This window comes from Streptomyces vinaceus (assembly GCF_008704935.1).
Classification (GTDB): domain Bacteria; phylum Actinomycetota; class Actinomycetes; order Streptomycetales; family Streptomycetaceae; genus Streptomyces; species Streptomyces vinaceus.
In genome coordinates this window covers 4,185,458-4,200,353 of sequence record NZ_CP023692.1, presented here as the reverse complement: position 1 = coordinate 4,200,353, position 14,896 = coordinate 4,185,458, and the positions used below count along the sequence as shown (strand labels likewise).

The window sequence follows — 14,896 nt, the reverse complement described above, 5'->3', positions numbered from 1 at the left end:
GGGCAGCGGCCTCAGCCGAGGGCGGCGTCCAGGATCCGGGACCACTGGGCGACCACGCGGGCGCGGCGGGCCGTGTCGTCGGTGAGGACGTTGGCCAGGCCGAGGCCGCGGGCCATGTCGAGCAGGCCCTGGACGGTCTCGCGTACGCCGGGGACGGACTCGTCCGCGCCGAGGAGCTCCACGGCGATGCGGTGGGTCTCGCGGCCCACGCGCGCCTCCAGTTCGGTGACCTGGGGGCGCAGCTGCTCCTCGTTGGAGGCGGCGACCCACAGTTGGAGGGCCGCGCGGAAGAGGGCTCCGGTGTAGAGGTCGACGATGGCCTCGACCACGGCGGGGCGGGCGGCGGGTCCGGCCTGGAAGAGGTCGCGCAGTGCCGCGTAGCGCTCCTCGGAGACGTAGGCGACGGCAGCGGTGAACAGGTCCTCGCGCGTGGGGAAGTGGTACTGGGCCGCGCCGCGGGAGACTCCGGCGCGTTCGGCGACGACGGCGACGGTGGAGCCGGCCCAGCCCTGTTCGGCGAGGCAGGCGACGGCCGCCTCCAGGAGGTGGCGGCGGGTGACGCGGCTGCGGGCCTGCTTGGGGCCGGACGGGGTGTCGCCGCCCGCGGACGGGGCGTGGCCCGCAGGCTGCGGATCGCCGGCGGACAGGGCGTCCTCGGCCGGCTGGGTGTCGGTCACAGGGCCCATGACGGGTCCCGTCGTTCGAAGCGGGCGGTGATGCCCTCGCGGGCCTCGGCCGAGCCGAAGTGGTGGGCGGAGAGCTCGGTGAGCGCGCCGCCGTCGGCCGCCAGGACGGCCCGTACCGGGGCGGTGAGCAGGTCCTTGGTGGCCGCGAGGGCCTCCGGGCCCGCCTTGCGCAGGCCCGCGAGCACCGGGGCGAGGACCTGGTCCACGTCCTCGCCGTGCAGGGTGAGCAGGCCGATGCGGGCGGCTTCGGCGGCGTCGAAGGCCTCGGCGGTGAGGAAGTACCGGGCCGCGGCGCGCGGGTCCAGGCGCGGGAGCAGCGGCGCGGAGATCACGGCCGGGACCACGCCCAGGTGGGTCTCGGTGAACGCGTACGTGGAGGCGGGACCTGCGGCGGCGATGTCGCAGACGCCGAGGAGGCCGAGGCCGCCGGCCCGGACGTGGCCCGTGACGCGGGCCACGACGGGCTTGGTGAGCTCGGCGATTTCGCGGAGCAGGGCGAGGAAGTCGGCGGGATCGCAGGGGGACTTCAGGTCGGCGCCCGCGCAGAAGGTGTTGCCGGTGTGGGTGAGGACGACGGCCCGCGTCCCCGCGTCCGCCGCCGCGGCGGCGAGGGCCTCGCGCAGCTCGCCGACGAGGTCCGCGGAGAGGGCGTTGCGGTTGGCCGGGGAGTCGAGCGTGAGGGTGGTGATGCCGAGCGCTCGCGCGGCGCCGACGGGGCGGCTCATGCCATGTCCTCCGGAGGTTGTGCGGATCGTGGGAGCTCCCCCGCGGCCTGGACCCGCGCTCGGGCGGACCCGGGTGCCGGGCAGTACCGGTGCCGGTGCCGATGCGGTCCGGCGTGGCCGGGGGTGGGGCAGGGGTGGGGTGGTGCCCGGGGCGGGCTTCGATGTTCGGCGCCCGGGGCGCGCTCCGGTTGCAGGGCGGTGCCCCGCGCCGAAATCATCTCGTTCCGGCCCCTGGCACCACCCCACCCCGTCCCCGCCCCCGGCCGGGGAGCTGCGCCGTCCAGATTAGTAAGACTTGGGCAGGCCCAGGGTCTGGTGGGAGACGAAGTTCAGGATCATCTCGCGGCTGACGGGGGCGATGCGCGAGACCCGGGAGGCCGTGATCAGGGCGGCCAGTCCGTATTCGCGGGTGAGGCCGTTGCCGCCCAGGGTGTGGACGGACTGGTCCACGGCCTTCACGCAGGCCTCGGCGGCGGCGTACTTGGCCATGTTCGCGGCCTCGCCGGCGCCCATGTCGTCGCCCGCGTCGTAGAGGTGGGCGGCCTTCTGCATGATCAGGCGGGCGAGTTCGAGGTCGATGTGGGCCGCGGCCAGGGGGTGGGCGATGGCCTGGTGGGCGCCGATCGGCTCCTTCCAGACCTGGCGGGTCTTCGCGTAGTCCACGGCCTTGGCGAGGGCGTAACGGCCCATTCCGATGGCGAAGGCGGCCGTCATGATGCGTTCGGGGTTGAGGCCCGCGAAGAGCTGGAGCAGGCCCGCGTCCTCGTCCCCCACCAGGGCGGAGGAAGGCAGCCTCACATCGTCCAGGGTCAGTTCGAACTGCTTCTCCGCGGCGTGGAGTTCCATGTCTATGACGGAGCGGGAGAAGCCCGGGGCGTCGCGCGGGACGATGAACAGGCAGGGCTTCAGGCTTCCCGTCCTGGCGTCTTCCGTGCGTCCGACGATGAGGGTGGCATCGGCGATGTCCACCCCCGAGATGAAGACCTTGCGGCCCGTCAGAACCCACTCGTCGCCGTCGCGGCGGGCGGTGGTGGTGATGCGGTGGGAGTTGGAGCCGGCGTCCGGCTCGGTGATGCCGAAGGCCATGGTGCGGCTGCCGTCGGCGAGGCCGGGCAGCCAGGCCTGCTTCTGGGCCTCGGTGCCGAAGCGCGAGATGACCGTGCCGCAGATGGCGGGCGAGACGACCATCATCAGCAGGGGACAGCCCGCGGCGCCCAGTTCCTCCAGGACGATGGAGAGTTCGGCGATGCCGCCGCCTCCGCCGCCGTACTCCTCGGGGAGGCTGACCCCGAGGTAGCCCAGCTTGGCCGCGTCGGCCCACAGCTCGTCGGGGTGGCCGCCCTCGCGGGCGACCCGGGCGAGGTACTCGCGTCCGTACCGCTGCCCGAGTGCGGCGACGGCGGCGCGCAGGGCCTTGTGCTCTTCGGTCTCGACGGTCGTGCCGATGGCGGGGCTCATGCTGGCGATTCCTCCTGGACTACGGCGAGCAGGGCGCCGAACTCGACCTGGTGGCCGAGGGTGGCGTGGAGCGCGGTGAGCGTGCCGGAGGCGGGCGAGACGATGCGGTGCTCCATCTTCATGGCCTCCAGCCAGAGCAGGGGCTGCCCGGCGGTGACGGCGTCGCCGGGGGCGAGGCCCTCGGCCACTCGGACGACGGTGCCGGGCATGGGGGCGAGCAGGGAGCCGGGTTCGGTGCGGTCCTGGGGATCGGCGAACCGGGGCACGGGCGTGAGGGTGTGGGCGCCGGTGAAGGGCGAATCCACGTACACCTCAGGCTTGTTCGAATTGTGTTTCACGTGGAACAGCCGCCGCACCCCGTCGACTTCGAGGGCCACCAGGTGGCGTTCGGCGGACAGGACCCGCACCCCGGGATGGTCCACGGGGTGGTACCGGACCTCGTGCTCGGCGCCGGCCACGGTGTAGCGGCGGGTCTGCGGCGCGGACCGGACGTTGCGCCAGCCGCCCAGCCGCCGGGCCAGCGGTGCGCCCGGTTCCGGGGCCGCCTCGGCGAGCGCCGCGGCGAGGGCGGCCAGCGCGGTGCGGGCGGCGGTGTCCGGGGCGGGCTCGGTGAGGGCGTCGAGGTGGCGCTCGTAGAACCCGGTGTCGAGCCGGGCCTCGGTGAACTCCGGGTGCCGCAGGGACCGTACGAGCAGCTCGCGGTTGGTGGTGAGCCCGTGGACGCGGGCTCCGGCCAGGGCGTGGGCGAGGGCGCGCACGGCCTCGGCCCGGGTCGGGGCGTGGGCGATGACCTTGGCCAGCATCGGGTCGTAGTGGACGCCGACGGTGTCCCCGTCCGCGAAGCCGGTGTCCACGCGGACCTCACCGGGGACGGCGAGGGTGTGCAGGACGCCGGTCTGCGGACGCCAGTCCTGGGCGGGGTCCTCGGCGTACAGACGGGCCTCGATGGCGTGGCCGGCGGGCTCGGGGGGCGTCAGCGGCAGCGCCGCGCCCTCGGCGATGCGCAGTTGCAGGGCGACGAGGTCGATGCCGAAAACGGCCTCGGTGACGGGGTGTTCCACCTGGAGGCGGGTGTTCATCTCCAGGAAGTACGGGCGTCCGTCGGCGGTGACGAGGAACTCCACGGTGCCCGCGCCCTGGTAGGAGACCGCGCGGGCGGCGGCCACGGCGGCCTCGTGGAGGGTGGTGCGCAGGGTCTCGGGGAGGGCGGGGGCCGGGGCCTCCTCGATGACCTTCTGGTGGCGTCGCTGGAGGGAGCAGTCCCGGGTGCCGAGGGCCCAGACGGTGCCGTGGGAATCGGCGAGGATCTGCACCTCGACGTGGCGGCCCCGCTCGACGTAGGGCTCGGCGAAGACCTCGCCGTCGCCGAAGGCGGAGGCCGCTTCGGCGGAGGCGGCGTCGAGCGACTCCTTAAGGGTGTCGAGGTCCCGTACGACGCGCATGCCGCGGCCGCCGCCGCCCGCGGCGGCCTTGAGGAGGAGGGGCAGGTCGGCGGCGGTGGCGGTCGCCGGGTCGACGGGGTCGAGGAGCGGGACCCCAGCGGCGCGCATCAGCTCCTTGGCCCGGGTCTTGGAGGCCATGGCCTCGATGGCCTCGGGCGGCGGACCGATCCAGGTGAGCCCGGCGGCGACGACCTCGCGGGCGAAGTCCGGGTTCTCGGAGAGGAAGCCGTAGCCGGGGTGGACGGCGTCCGCGCCGGCGGCGAGGGCGGCCTCGATGACGAGGTCGCCGCGCAGGTAGGTGTCGGCGGGGGCGGCGCCGGGCAGGCGTACGGCCGCGTCGGCCTCCCGTACGTGCAGGGCGTCGGCGTCCGGGTCGGAGTGGACGGCGACGGTGGCGAGGCCGAGGGCGCGGGCGGTACGGAAGATCCGTACGGCGATCTCGCCGCGGTTGGCGACGAGGAGCGAGGTGAGGGGCTGCTGAGTCATGTGCGGGCTCACATCCGGAAGACGCCGAAGCCGCCGCGGGCGCCCTCGACGGGGGCGTTGTGGACGGCCGACAGGCACAGGCCGAGGACGGTACGGGTGTCGCGCGGGTCGATGACCCCGTCGTCGTACAGCCGCCCGGACAGGAACATCGGCAGGGACTCGGACTCGATCTGCGCCTCGACGAAGGCGCGCATCCCGGCGTCCTGTTCCTCGTCGTACGGCTGCCCCTTCGCGGCCGCGGACTGCCGGGCCACGATGGAGAGCACCCCGGCCAGCTGGGCCGGGCCCATGACGGCGGACTTGGCACTGGGCCAGGCGAAGAGGAAGCGGGGCTCGTAGGCGCGGCCGCACATGCCGTAGTGGCCGGCCCCGTAGCTGGCGCCGATGAGGACGGACAAGTGGGGTACGCGGGAGTTGGAGACCGCGTTGATCATCATCGAGCCGTGCTTGATGATGCCGCCCTGCTCGTACTCTTTGCCGACCATGTAGCCGGTGGTGTTGTGGAGGAACAGGAGCGGGATGTCGCGCTGGTTGGCGAGCTGGATGAACTGGGCGGCCTTCTGCGACTCGGCGCTGAACAGCACGCCCTGGGCATTGGCGAGGATGCCGACCGGGTAGCCGTGGAGGGTGGCCCAGCCGGTGACCAGGCTGGTGCCGTAGAGGGGCTTGAACTCGTCGAAGTCGGAGCCGTCGACGATGCGGGCGATGACCTCGCGGGGGTCGAAGGGGGTCTTGAGGTCCGCGGGGACGATGCCGAGGAGTTCCTCCGGGTCGTACTTCGGCTCCTGCGCCGGCTGCGGATCGGGGTGCGGCTTGCGGTGGTTCAGGCGGGCGACGACGCGGCGCGCCCGGCGGATCGCGTCGTGCTCGTCGAGGGCGTAATGGTCGGCTAGCCCGGAGGTGCGGGCGTGCATGTCGGCGCCGCCGAGGGACTCGTCGTCGCTCTCCTCGCCGGTGGCCATCTTGACGAGCGGCGGACCGCCGAGGAACACCTTGGAGCGGTCCTTGATCATGATGGTGTGGTCGGACATCCCCGGGACGTACGCGCCTCCGGCGGTGGAGTTGCCGAAGACGACGGCGACGGTGGGGATACCGGCGGCCGAGAGCCGGGTCAGGTCGCGGAAGATCGCGCCGCCCGGGATGAAGATCTCCTTCTGGGAGGGGAGATCGGCGCCGCCGGACTCGACGAGGCTGATGCAGGGCAGGTGGTTCTGCCGGGCGATCTCGTTGGCCCGCAGGGCCTTCTTGAGGGTCCAGGGGTTGGAGGCGCCGCCGCGGACGGTCGGGTCGTTGGCGGTGACCACGCATTCGACGCCCTCGACCGTGCCGATGCCGGTGACCATGGACGCGCCGACGGGGTAGTCGCTGCCCCAGGCGGCGAGCGGGGACAGCTCCAGGAACGGGGTGTCCGGATCGAGGAGCAGCTCGATGCGCTCGCGGGCGAGGAGTTTGCCGCGGTCCTTGTGGCGGGCCGTGTACTTCTCTCCGCCGCCGAGGAGGGCCTTGGCGTGCTCGGCGTCCAGTTCGGCGAGGCGGGCGGCGGCGGCCTCGCGGTGGGCGAGGAAGTCGGGTGTGTGCGGGTCGACGGTGGTGGTGAGGCGGGTCATGGGGCGGTCCCCTCCGGGGTGAGCGGGAGGTGCGTCGGCAGGAGGCGGGCGGGTACGTCGACGTGCCGGGCGCGCAGCCATTCGCCGAGGGCCTTGGCCTGGGGGTCGAAGCGGTGGGCGGAGGCGACGCCGGCGCCGAGGATCCCGGCGATGGTGAAGTTGAGCGCGCGGAGGTTGGGCAGGGGGTGGCGGGTGACCGGCAGCCCTGCCGTCTCGGGGAGCAGGGCCTGGAGCTCCTCGACGGTGAGGGTGGCGTGGAGCCACTCCCAGGCCTCGTCGCCCTCGACCCACACCCCGATGTTGGCGTCGCCGCCCTTGTCCCCGCTGCGGGCGCCGGCGAGCCGCCCGAGGGGCACGCGGACGGTGGGCTCCGCGGGGGCCGGCGCGGCCGGGGCCTGGTCGAGCGGGCGGGTCGGGTCCGGCGGGACCGGGTCGCTCGGGTCGGTCGGGACCGGCGGGCTCGGGTCGGTCGGGACCGGGGCGCTCGGGTCGGTCGGGACCGGCGGGCTCGGGACCGGGTGGCGGGTGCCGTCCGGGAGGACCGCCACGTGGGGGACGGTGGCCGACGGGACGGTCGACGACGTGAAGACGCCGTACGGCTGGGCCGGGCCCGGCGGGGACGTCACGTGGAAGCCCGGGTAGCTGGCCAGGGCCAGTTCGACGGCCTCCGAGGTGAGCGCGCGGCCCACCCGGTCCGGGGACGGGTCGCGCACCACCAGGCGGAGCAGCGCGCTCGCCGTCTCCTCCGTCCGCGCGTCCTCGTGGTCCGTGCGCGCCAGCGTCCAGTCCGCCGTGGCCACTTGGGACAGCGCGTCCGCCAACTGGGCCTGGACCAGCGCCGCCTTCTCGTCGATGTCCAGACCGGTCAGGACGAAGACCACCTCGTTGCGCCAGCCCCCGATCCGGGTCACCCCCACCTTGAGGGTGGGGGGCGGGGCTTCGCCGACGACTCCCGTGATCGACACCCGGTCCGCGCCCACCTGCGCCAGGCGCACCGTGTCCAGGCGGGCGGTCACGTCCGGGCCCAGGTAGCGGGGGCCCTGGGTCTCGTAGAGGAGTTGGGCCGTGACCGTGCCCACCGAGACGACCCCGCCCGTACCGGGATGCTTGGTGATCACCGAGGAGCCGTCCTCCGCGATCTCCGCCAGCGGGAACCCGGGGCGGCGGACGTCGTGCGCCGTGAAGAAGGAGTAGTTGCCGCCGGTGGACTGGGTCCCGCACTCCAGGACGTGTCCCGCCACCACCGCCCCGGCCAGCCGGTCGTGGTCGTCCGGGGCCCAGTCGAACCACCAGGCCGCCGGCCCGCTGACCAGCGCCGCGTCCGTGACCCGGCCCGTGACGACCACGTCCGCGCCCGCCCGCAGACAGGCCGCGATGCCCGCCCCGCCGAGGTAGGCGTTGGCCGTCAGCGCTCCTTCCGCGAAGGGCATCAGGTCGTCGCCCTCGACGTGGGCGACCGACACCGGGATCCCGGCCGCTGCGGCGAGCGCGCGGATCGCGTCGGCCAGGCCCGCAGGGTTCAGGCCGCCCGCGTTGGCGACGATCCGCACGCCCCGCTCCCGCGCGAGGGCCAGGCTCTGCTCCAGCTGGCGCAGGAAGGTCTTCGCGTAGCCGAGTTCCGGGCTCTTCAGCCGGTCGCGGCCCAGGATCAGCATGGTCAGCTCGGCGAGGTAGTCGCCGGTCAGCACGTCCAGCGGGCCGCCGGTCAGCATCTCCTCGAAGGCGCTGAACCGGTCCCCGTAGAACCCCGAGGCGTTGCCGACGCGCAGCGGCCGCCGGCCGCGGGTCACCGGGCCGTCCCGGGGGCGCGGCCGGGGCCCGCCGGGCCCGCGAAGGCCTGGGCGATGTCCAGCCAGCGGTCGGCGTCGGGGCCGGTCGCGGTCAGGTCCAGGTCGGCGCGGTGGGCCCGCTGGGTCACCAGGAGGCAGAAGTCGAGCGCCGGACCGGTGACCCGGTCCGCCGCGTCCGCCGGACCGTACACCCAGGGCTCCCCGCCGTCCGGCGGTACGAGTTCCACCCTGAACTCCCCCGCGGGCGCGGGCAGTCCCCGTACGGCGAAGGCGTAGTCGCGGGCCCGTACGCCGATCCGCGCCACGTGCCGCAGCCGCGCGGTCGGGGTACGGCGTACGCCGAGGGCGTCGGCCACGTCCTGGCCGTGCGCCCAGGTCTCCATGAGGCGGGCGCCGGCCATGGAGGCGGCCTTCATCGGCGGCCCGTACCAGGGGAAGCGGGTGTCGGCCGAGGCGGCGGCGAGCGCCGCGTCGAGTTCGGCGCGCCCGGACCGCCAGCGGGCCAGCAGCTCGGCGGGCGCCAGCGCGGCGCCCTCCTGCGCGCCCTCGTCCACGAAGGACTCGGGGGCCTTGGCCGCCTCCTCGACCAGCGCGGCGAAGCCCTCGGGGTCGGTGAGCGAGACCAGCGCGGCCCGGTCGGTCCAGTGCAGGTGGGCGATCTGGTGGGCGACGGTCCAACCGGGTGCCGGGGTGGGCTCGGCCCAGCCGGCGTCGGGCAGGTCCCGTACGAGGGTTTCGAGCGCGAGGCCTTCCTCGCGCAGATCGGCGAAGACGGCGGCGATGTCGGCGCTGGCGGCGGCTGACGGATCGAGCACGGCGGGCTCCCCTTTCGGCGTGAGGGGAAGACTGGCAGCCGCACACAAAACAATCAAGCATGCTTGCATGATTTGGCCGACCGGCACCTGCCGCCGGGACCCCTTCCCGCCAGCGCCGCCAAGTCACGTGCACGGGGCTGGATTTGGCTTCGAGTCACCACGCGGGGCAGGTCAGGGGGCACCTGCCCCGCGGGCCCGGAGGGCACGGTTCAGGCCGTACGCCGCCAAGCGCCCGACCCGGGCCGGACGCCGCCCCGATACTGAACGCTTCGTCGCCAGCGAAGCCCGCGAAGCCACCCCCACGCGCAGCAGACACTCGCCGAACGTCACTCGACGAAGAGGATGACCGAAGTGATCTCAGCCGCTTTCTCCCTCTATCCCGAACTCGATGCGAACACCCTCACCGCCTTCGTCGCCGCCCTCGAAACCGGCGACGTCACGGGCCTCGCCCCCGCCCGCGCCACCGAGGTCGCCGACGCCCGGTCCGTCGCCGTCTTCAGCCGCGTCAAGGTCGCCGGCTCCGACGGGGACCTGCTCGACGCCGCGCTGTGGCGGCACAACGCGGCCCTGCCGCGACCGGTGATCGTGATGCCCTCGCCGTGGACGAACCACGGCTGGTTCCCGTACGCCGTCCAGGCCAGCGTGTTCGCGGCCCGCGGCTACAACGTGCTCGCCTACAGCACCCGCGGTTTCGCGGGCTCCGAGGGCCAGGTCGACGTGGCCGGCCCGCTCGACGTCGCGGACGGCAGCCGGGCCCTGGACCACCTCATCGAGCGCACCGCCGGCCCGGTCACGAAGATCGGCTTCCTGGGGGACTCGTACGGCTCCGGCATCAGCCAGCTCGTCGCGGCGCACGACACGCGCGTCGACGCGGTCGTCGCGCTCAGCACCTGGGGCGACCTCGGCGAGGCCTTCTACGAGAACCGGACCCGGCACGTGGCCGCCGTGGAGGCGCTGCTCAGGGCCGCCTCGAAGGCCCGGCTGAGCCCGCAGACCCAGAGCGTGTTCGAGAACGTCCTCGCGGGCCGGGACGTCCAGGGCACCCTGCGCTGGGCGGAGCAGCGCTCGCCGTTCACCCACATCAAGGAGCTCAACCGGCGCCAGGTTCCCGTCTACTTCTCGCACGCCTGGCACGAGACGCTCTTCCCCGGCAACCAGACGCTGAAGCTCTTCAACGAGCTGACCGGGCCCAAGCGGCTCGACCTCTCCATCGGCGACCACTCCGGGCCCGAGATGACGGGCATGATCGGCCTGCCCAACCGGATCTGGACCAATGCCCACCGCTGGTTCGACCACCATCTGAGGGACATCGACAACGGCATCGCGGACGAGGGCCAGGTCCTCAGCGAGGTCATGTGGGGCCAGACCCTGGAACCCCGCCCCACCTGGGACTCCGTCACCGAACAGGTGCGCCGGCTACACCTGGCGAGCGGCGGGGAGCTCACCGAGCGGCCCGAGGCCGGCTGGAGCGCGGGCGTGCTGTGCGGGGTGGACACCCCGGCGACCGTGGCCGACGAGATCGTCCGCTCCGGGTACGACGAGATCGCGGGCCGCCCGAAGACGTACCGCACCGACGACATCGACCGCACCGTCGCCGCCGTGTGGACGGCGGACCCGGAGGCGGAGACCGCCCGGCTGCGCGGCACGCCGCGGCTGCGCGTCACGTACCGGGCCGCGAACCCCGACTCCTCGTTCGTCGCCTACCTGCTCGCGGTGGCGCCCGACGGCAGGGCGCACATCGTCACGCACGCCCCGTACGCACACCTCGACGCGGCGCCCGACAGCCTGGTCAGCGCCGACATCGAGCTCCAGGCGACGGCGTACGACGTCCCGCGCGGGCACCGGCTGATGCTGGTGATCGACGCCCGCGACCCGTTCTACGCGGACGCCAACCTGCCGCGCGCGACGCTGGCGTTCACCTCCCCGGAGGCCACGCCCTCGTACCTGGACCTGCCGCTCGGCTGAGCCCCGCCACCCGCCCCGCCGAGCGACCCCCGCACCCGGCGGGGCGGTCAGGTGCGGACGGGCCCGCGAAGGCGTCCCGTACGGCGGCCGTCGCCGCCGGCGTCAGGCGGACGCCTTCCGGGTCTGGGAGCGGACCGCGCCCATGCTCGCCGCGATGACCAGCGCGATGGCCAGGGCGTCGACGGCCGACATCGCCTGGTCCAGGACCAGGAACCCGGCCGTGGCCGCGATCGCCGGCTCCAGGCTCATCAGGATCGCGAACGTCGGGGCGGGCAGGCGCCGCAGCGCCAGCAGCTCCAGCGTGTACGGCAGGACGGAGGACAGGACGGCGACGCCGACGCCCAGTGCCAGCGTGCTCGGCACCAGGAGCGCGGAGCCGGCCTCGACCACGCCCAGCGGGAGCGAGAGCACCGCGGCCACCGCCATGGCCAGGGCCAGCCCGTCCGCCTGCGGGAAGCGGCGGCCCGTACGCGCGCTGAACACGATGTACGCCGCCCACATCGCGCCCGCTCCGAGCGCGAAGCCGGCGCCGAGGAGGTCGAGGCCGCCGAAGCCCTCGCCGCCGCCGTGACCGGCGAGCAGGGCCACACCGGCGAGGGCCAGACCGGCCCACAGCAGGCTGACCAGGCGGCGCGAGACGACGACCGACAGGACGAGGGGGCCGAGCACTTCGAGGGTGACGGCCGGGCCGAGCGGGATGCGGTCGATGGACTGGTAGAAGAGCCCGTTCATGCCGGCCAGGGCGACGCCGAAGGCGACGACCGTGCCCCAGTCGGCGCGCGCGTACCCGCGGACCTTCGGCCGGCACAGGAGCAGCAGCACCAGCGCGGCGGCCGCGAGCCGCAGCGTGACCACGCCCGCGGCGCCCGTCCCCGGCATGATCATGACCGCGAGGGCGGCGCCGAACTGCACCGAGATGCCCGCGGCGATGACCAGCACGACCGGGCCGAAGCGGGACGGGGCGGCGCCGGCCGACGTCGTGAGGTCGGCGGGCGCCAGGGCGGCGCGGTCGGACTTGGGCGAGGTTGCGGGCATTAATCCAGACTAAGGGGTACGTAAGGGCCGCGGCGCCGTGTGTTGGCTTACAGGGCCTCCGCCAGGAGCTCCGCGAGGTGGCGCGCCCGGCTGCTGTCGGGGAGCCCGGCGAGCTGGGCGATCTGCGTACGGCACGAGAACCCGTCCGCCAGGACCGCGGCCCCCGGCGGAGCCGCGCGCAGGGCGGGGAGCAGCTGTTCCTCGGCGCAGGCCACGGACACCTCGTGGTGGCCCGGCTCGAAGCCGAAGTTCCCGGCGAGCCCGCAGCAGCCGCCGCTGAGCTCGCCCCCGAGACCCGCGCGCTCGCGCAGCCGGCGGTCGGCGGCGTCACCGAGGACGGCGTGCTGATGGCAGTGGGTCTGGCCGACGACGGGACGGTCCAGGCGGGGCGGCCGCCACTGCGGGGCGTACTCCTCCAGGGTCTCGGCGAAGGTGCGGACGGCTGCCGCGAGGCGCTCCGCGCGGGGGTCCTCGGGGAGGAGGGCGGGGAGGTCGGTGCGCAGGGCGGCGGCGCAGCTGGGTTCGAGGACCGTCACGGGTCCCCGTACGTCCCCCACGGCGTCGAGGGTGCGGCGCAGGACGGCGCGGGCGCGGTCGAGGCGGCCGGTGGAGAGGTAGGTCAGCCCGCAGCAGACCCCCTTCGGGGGGAGGGAGACGGCGAGCCCGGCGTCCCGGAGGACCCGGACGGCCGCCCTGCCGGTCCGCGGGGACAGGTACTCGGTGAACGTGTCCGGCCAGAGCGTGACACCGGACCCGGCCGGAGCCGGGCCCGGGAGCGGGCCCGGACGCAGAGGCCCCTGCGGCGCCGCGGCCGCGCGGGCCGCGCGCCGCCACCAGCGGGTGAAGGGCTCGGCGGCCAGGGGCGGCAGGGGACGCTCCCTCGCCAGGCCCGGGACCGGGAGGCGGCGGGCCGCCGCGTTCGCGAAGGGCGCCAGGCGGAGCGCCGCGATCAGGCGGAGCCACGCGGGCAGGCCGCCCAGGGTGTAGTGGGACAGGGGGCGCAGGCGTCCCGCCCAGTGACGGTGCAGGAACTCCGCCTTGTACGAGGCCATGTCCACGCCCACCGGGCAGTCACTGAGGCAGCCCTTGCAGGCCAGGCACAGGTCCAGCGCCTGCGCGACCTCCGGTGAGCGCCAGCCGCCGGTCAGCACCTCACCCGCCAGCATCTCGTGCAGCAGCCTCGCCCGGCCGCGCGTCGAATGCCGCTCCTCCCCCGTGACCCGGTACGACGGGCACATCACCTCGGGCCCCGCCGCGGTATCGGAGCGGCATTTCGCGACGCCCACGCAGCGGGCCACCTCCCCCGCGAACGGCGTCGGCGGCAGCACCGCGAAGCGGAGGTTCTCGTCCAGGCGGTCCGGCCGGACCAGCATCCCCGGGTTCATCCCGCCCGCGGGGTCCCACACGTCCTTGTACGCCCCGAAGAGCCGGATCACCTCCGGCCCGTACATCCTCGGCAGGAGCTCCGCCCGCGCCTGGCCGTCCCCGTGCTCACCGGAGAGCGAGCCGCCGTGGGAGACCACCAGGTCCGCCAGGTCGGTGGAGAAGGAGCGGAAGCGCGCGATCCCCGCCTCGGAGGCCAGGTCGAAGTCGATCCGTACGTGCACGCAGCCCTCGCCGAAGTGCCCGTACGGGGTCCCCCGCAGCCCGTGCCGGGCCAGCAGGCCGCGGAACTCCCGCAGGTAGGCGCCCAGCCGGGCCGGCGGGACCGCGCAGTCCTCCCACCCCGGCCAGGCCATCCCCCCGTCGGGCATCCGCGTCGCCGTGCCCGCCGCGTCCTCGCGGATCCGCCACAGCGCCCGCTGCGCCGCCGGGTCCGTGACCACCACCGAGTCCACCGCGTCGGCGGCCCGTACGAGCGACCGCGCCGTCCCCTCGTCCGGCATCTCGACGAACAGCCACCCGCCGCCCCTCGGCAGCCCGGGAGCCGCGCCCACCAGGTCGGCGGCCATGCCCTCCACCGTCAGCGGCCCGTACCCCAGCAGCCCGGCCGCCGCGTCGGCCGCCGCGCTCTCGTCCGCGTACCCGAGGACCGCGAGCGCCGGTGCGCGCGGCGCCTCCACCAGGCGTACGACCGCCTCCGTCACCACCCCGAGCGTGCCCTCGCTCCCGCAGAAGGCCCGGGCCACCTCCACGCCCCGTTCGGGCAGCAGCGCGTCCAGTCCGCCGTATCCGGAGATCCGCCGCGAGAAACCTCCCGCCATGCCCGTACGCAGCACCGCCAGGTTCCCCGCCACCAGCTCCCGCAGGCCCTGCGGCGCCCCCGCCCAGCCCGTCCCGAGCCGGTACGACGCGCCCCCGTACGCCGTCACCGCCAGCTCCGCCACGTTGTCGGCGGTGGTCCCCCAGGCCACCGAGTGGGCCCCGCACGCGTTGTTGCCGATCATCCCGCCCAGCGTGCAGCGGGAGTGCGTGGAGGGGTCCGGGCCGAAGGTCAGCCCGTACGGGCGGGCCGCCTCGCGCAGCCGGTCGAGGACGAGGCCCGGCTGGACCACGGCGGTGCGGGCGGCCGGGTCCAGGGACACCAGGGCGTTCATGTGCCGGGTCAGGTCCAGCACCACCCCGGTGCCCGTGGCCTGCCCGGCGATCGAGGTCCCGCCGCCGCGCGGGACGACCGGTACGCCCGCCTCCGCGCAGATCCGCAGCGCGGCCGCCACGTCCCCGGCGTCGCGCGGCCGGACCACGCCCACCGGCACGCGGCGGTAGTTCGAGGCGTCCATCGTCGTCAGGGCGCGCGCCGCGGCCCCGAAGTCCACCTCCCCGCGGAGGTTCTCCCGCAATGTCCGTTCGAGTTCCCCGGGTGACGTCACGGGTCCCACCCTGCCACCGGCCGGGCCCGTCTCATCCGGTGGACGCGCCTCCGAGGGGTGGACCGGGACCCGATACG

At 74.7% G+C, this 14,896-nt stretch carries 10 protein-coding genes; 1 reads left to right on the top strand and 9 read right to left on the bottom strand.

All coding sequences use genetic code 11. The features are described from left to right. Positions 1-11: 11 nt before the first annotated feature. The 7 genes from CP980_RS18960 to CP980_RS18930 form a co-directional block, all read right to left on the bottom strand. Entirely contained in the window at positions 12-686 is a 675-nt protein-coding gene (locus CP980_RS18960) for a TetR/AcrR family transcriptional regulator (protein WP_229907299.1), read from the bottom strand. After that, on the bottom strand, positions 674-1,411 hold the full coding sequence (locus CP980_RS18955; RefSeq protein WP_132757688.1) for an enoyl-CoA hydratase family protein: 738 nt from the start codon (positions 1,409-1,411) through the stop codon (positions 674-676). The genes CP980_RS18960 and CP980_RS18955 overlap by 13 nt, the downstream gene beginning before the upstream one ends. Positions 1,412-1,696: 285 nt before the next feature. Next, complete coding sequence (locus CP980_RS18950) at positions 1,697-2,869, bottom strand: acyl-CoA dehydrogenase family protein (RefSeq protein ID WP_167535851.1); 1,173 nt, start codon at positions 2,867-2,869, stop codon at positions 1,697-1,699. Beyond that, the gene (locus CP980_RS18945) at positions 2,866-4,797 is read right to left on the bottom strand and encodes an acetyl/propionyl/methylcrotonyl-CoA carboxylase subunit alpha (protein WP_150528667.1); all 1,932 of its coding nucleotides are present in this window, start codon (positions 4,795-4,797) and stop codon (positions 2,866-2,868) included. Before CP980_RS18945 ends, CP980_RS18950 begins: the two co-directional genes overlap by 4 nt. 8 nt (positions 4,798-4,805) lie before the next feature. Beyond that, complete coding sequence (locus tag CP980_RS18940) at positions 4,806-6,404, bottom strand: acyl-CoA carboxylase subunit beta (RefSeq protein ID WP_150528666.1); 1,599 nt, start codon at positions 6,402-6,404, stop codon at positions 4,806-4,808. Then, the gene (locus CP980_RS18935; protein ID WP_373312957.1) at positions 6,401-8,194 is read right to left on the bottom strand and encodes an acyclic terpene utilization AtuA family protein; all 1,794 of its coding nucleotides are present in this window, start codon (positions 8,192-8,194) and stop codon (positions 6,401-6,403) included. Before CP980_RS18935 ends, CP980_RS18940 begins: the two co-directional genes overlap by 4 nt. Next, on the bottom strand, positions 8,191-9,009 hold the full coding sequence (locus CP980_RS18930; RefSeq protein WP_229907300.1) for a TIGR03084 family metal-binding protein: 819 nt from the start codon (positions 9,007-9,009) through the stop codon (positions 8,191-8,193). The genes CP980_RS18935 and CP980_RS18930 overlap by 4 nt, the downstream gene beginning before the upstream one ends. A gap of 351 nt (positions 9,010-9,360) precedes the next feature. On the opposite strand from CP980_RS18930, the gene CP980_RS18925 reads away from it, so the two are divergent. Further along, complete coding sequence (locus tag CP980_RS18925) at positions 9,361-10,974, top strand: alpha/beta fold hydrolase (RefSeq protein ID WP_229907301.1); 1,614 nt, start codon at positions 9,361-9,363, stop codon at positions 10,972-10,974. A gap of 102 nt (positions 10,975-11,076) precedes the next feature. Here the strand turns inward: CP980_RS18925 and CP980_RS18920 are convergent, their stop codons facing one another. Beyond that, a complete protein-coding gene (locus CP980_RS18920) occupies positions 11,077-12,009 on the bottom strand; it encodes an EamA family transporter (protein ID WP_150528663.1) in 933 nt (310 codons plus the stop codon). A 47-nt stretch (positions 12,010-12,056) separates the two neighbouring features. Then, complete coding sequence (locus CP980_RS18915) at positions 12,057-14,819, bottom strand: FAD-binding and (Fe-S)-binding domain-containing protein (protein WP_229907302.1); 2,763 nt, start codon at positions 14,817-14,819, stop codon at positions 12,057-12,059. Positions 14,820-14,896: the final 77 nt, after the last annotated feature.

Bases quoted from the DNA above. Each gene is read 5' to 3' on its own strand.
- CP980_RS18920 (WP_150528663.1), bottom strand. From the start codon at position 12,009: ATGCCCGCAACCTCGCCCAAGTCCGACCGCGCCGCCCTGGCGCCCGCC.
- CP980_RS18940 (WP_150528666.1), bottom strand. From the start codon at position 6,404: ATGACCCGCCTCACCACCACCGTCGACCCGCACACACCCGACTTCCTC.
- CP980_RS18950 (WP_167535851.1), bottom strand. From the start codon at position 2,869: ATGAGCCCCGCCATCGGCACGACCGTCGAGACCGAAGAGCACAAGGCC.
- CP980_RS18960 (WP_229907299.1), bottom strand. From the start codon at position 686: ATGGGCCCTGTGACCGACACCCAGCCGGCCGAGGACGCCCTGTCCGCC.
- CP980_RS18945 (WP_150528667.1), bottom strand. From the start codon at position 4,797: ATGACTCAGCAGCCCCTCACCTCGCTCCTCGTCGCCAACCGCGGCGAG.
- CP980_RS18955 (WP_132757688.1), bottom strand. From the start codon at position 1,411: ATGAGCCGCCCCGTCGGCGCCGCGCGAGCGCTCGGCATCACCACCCTC.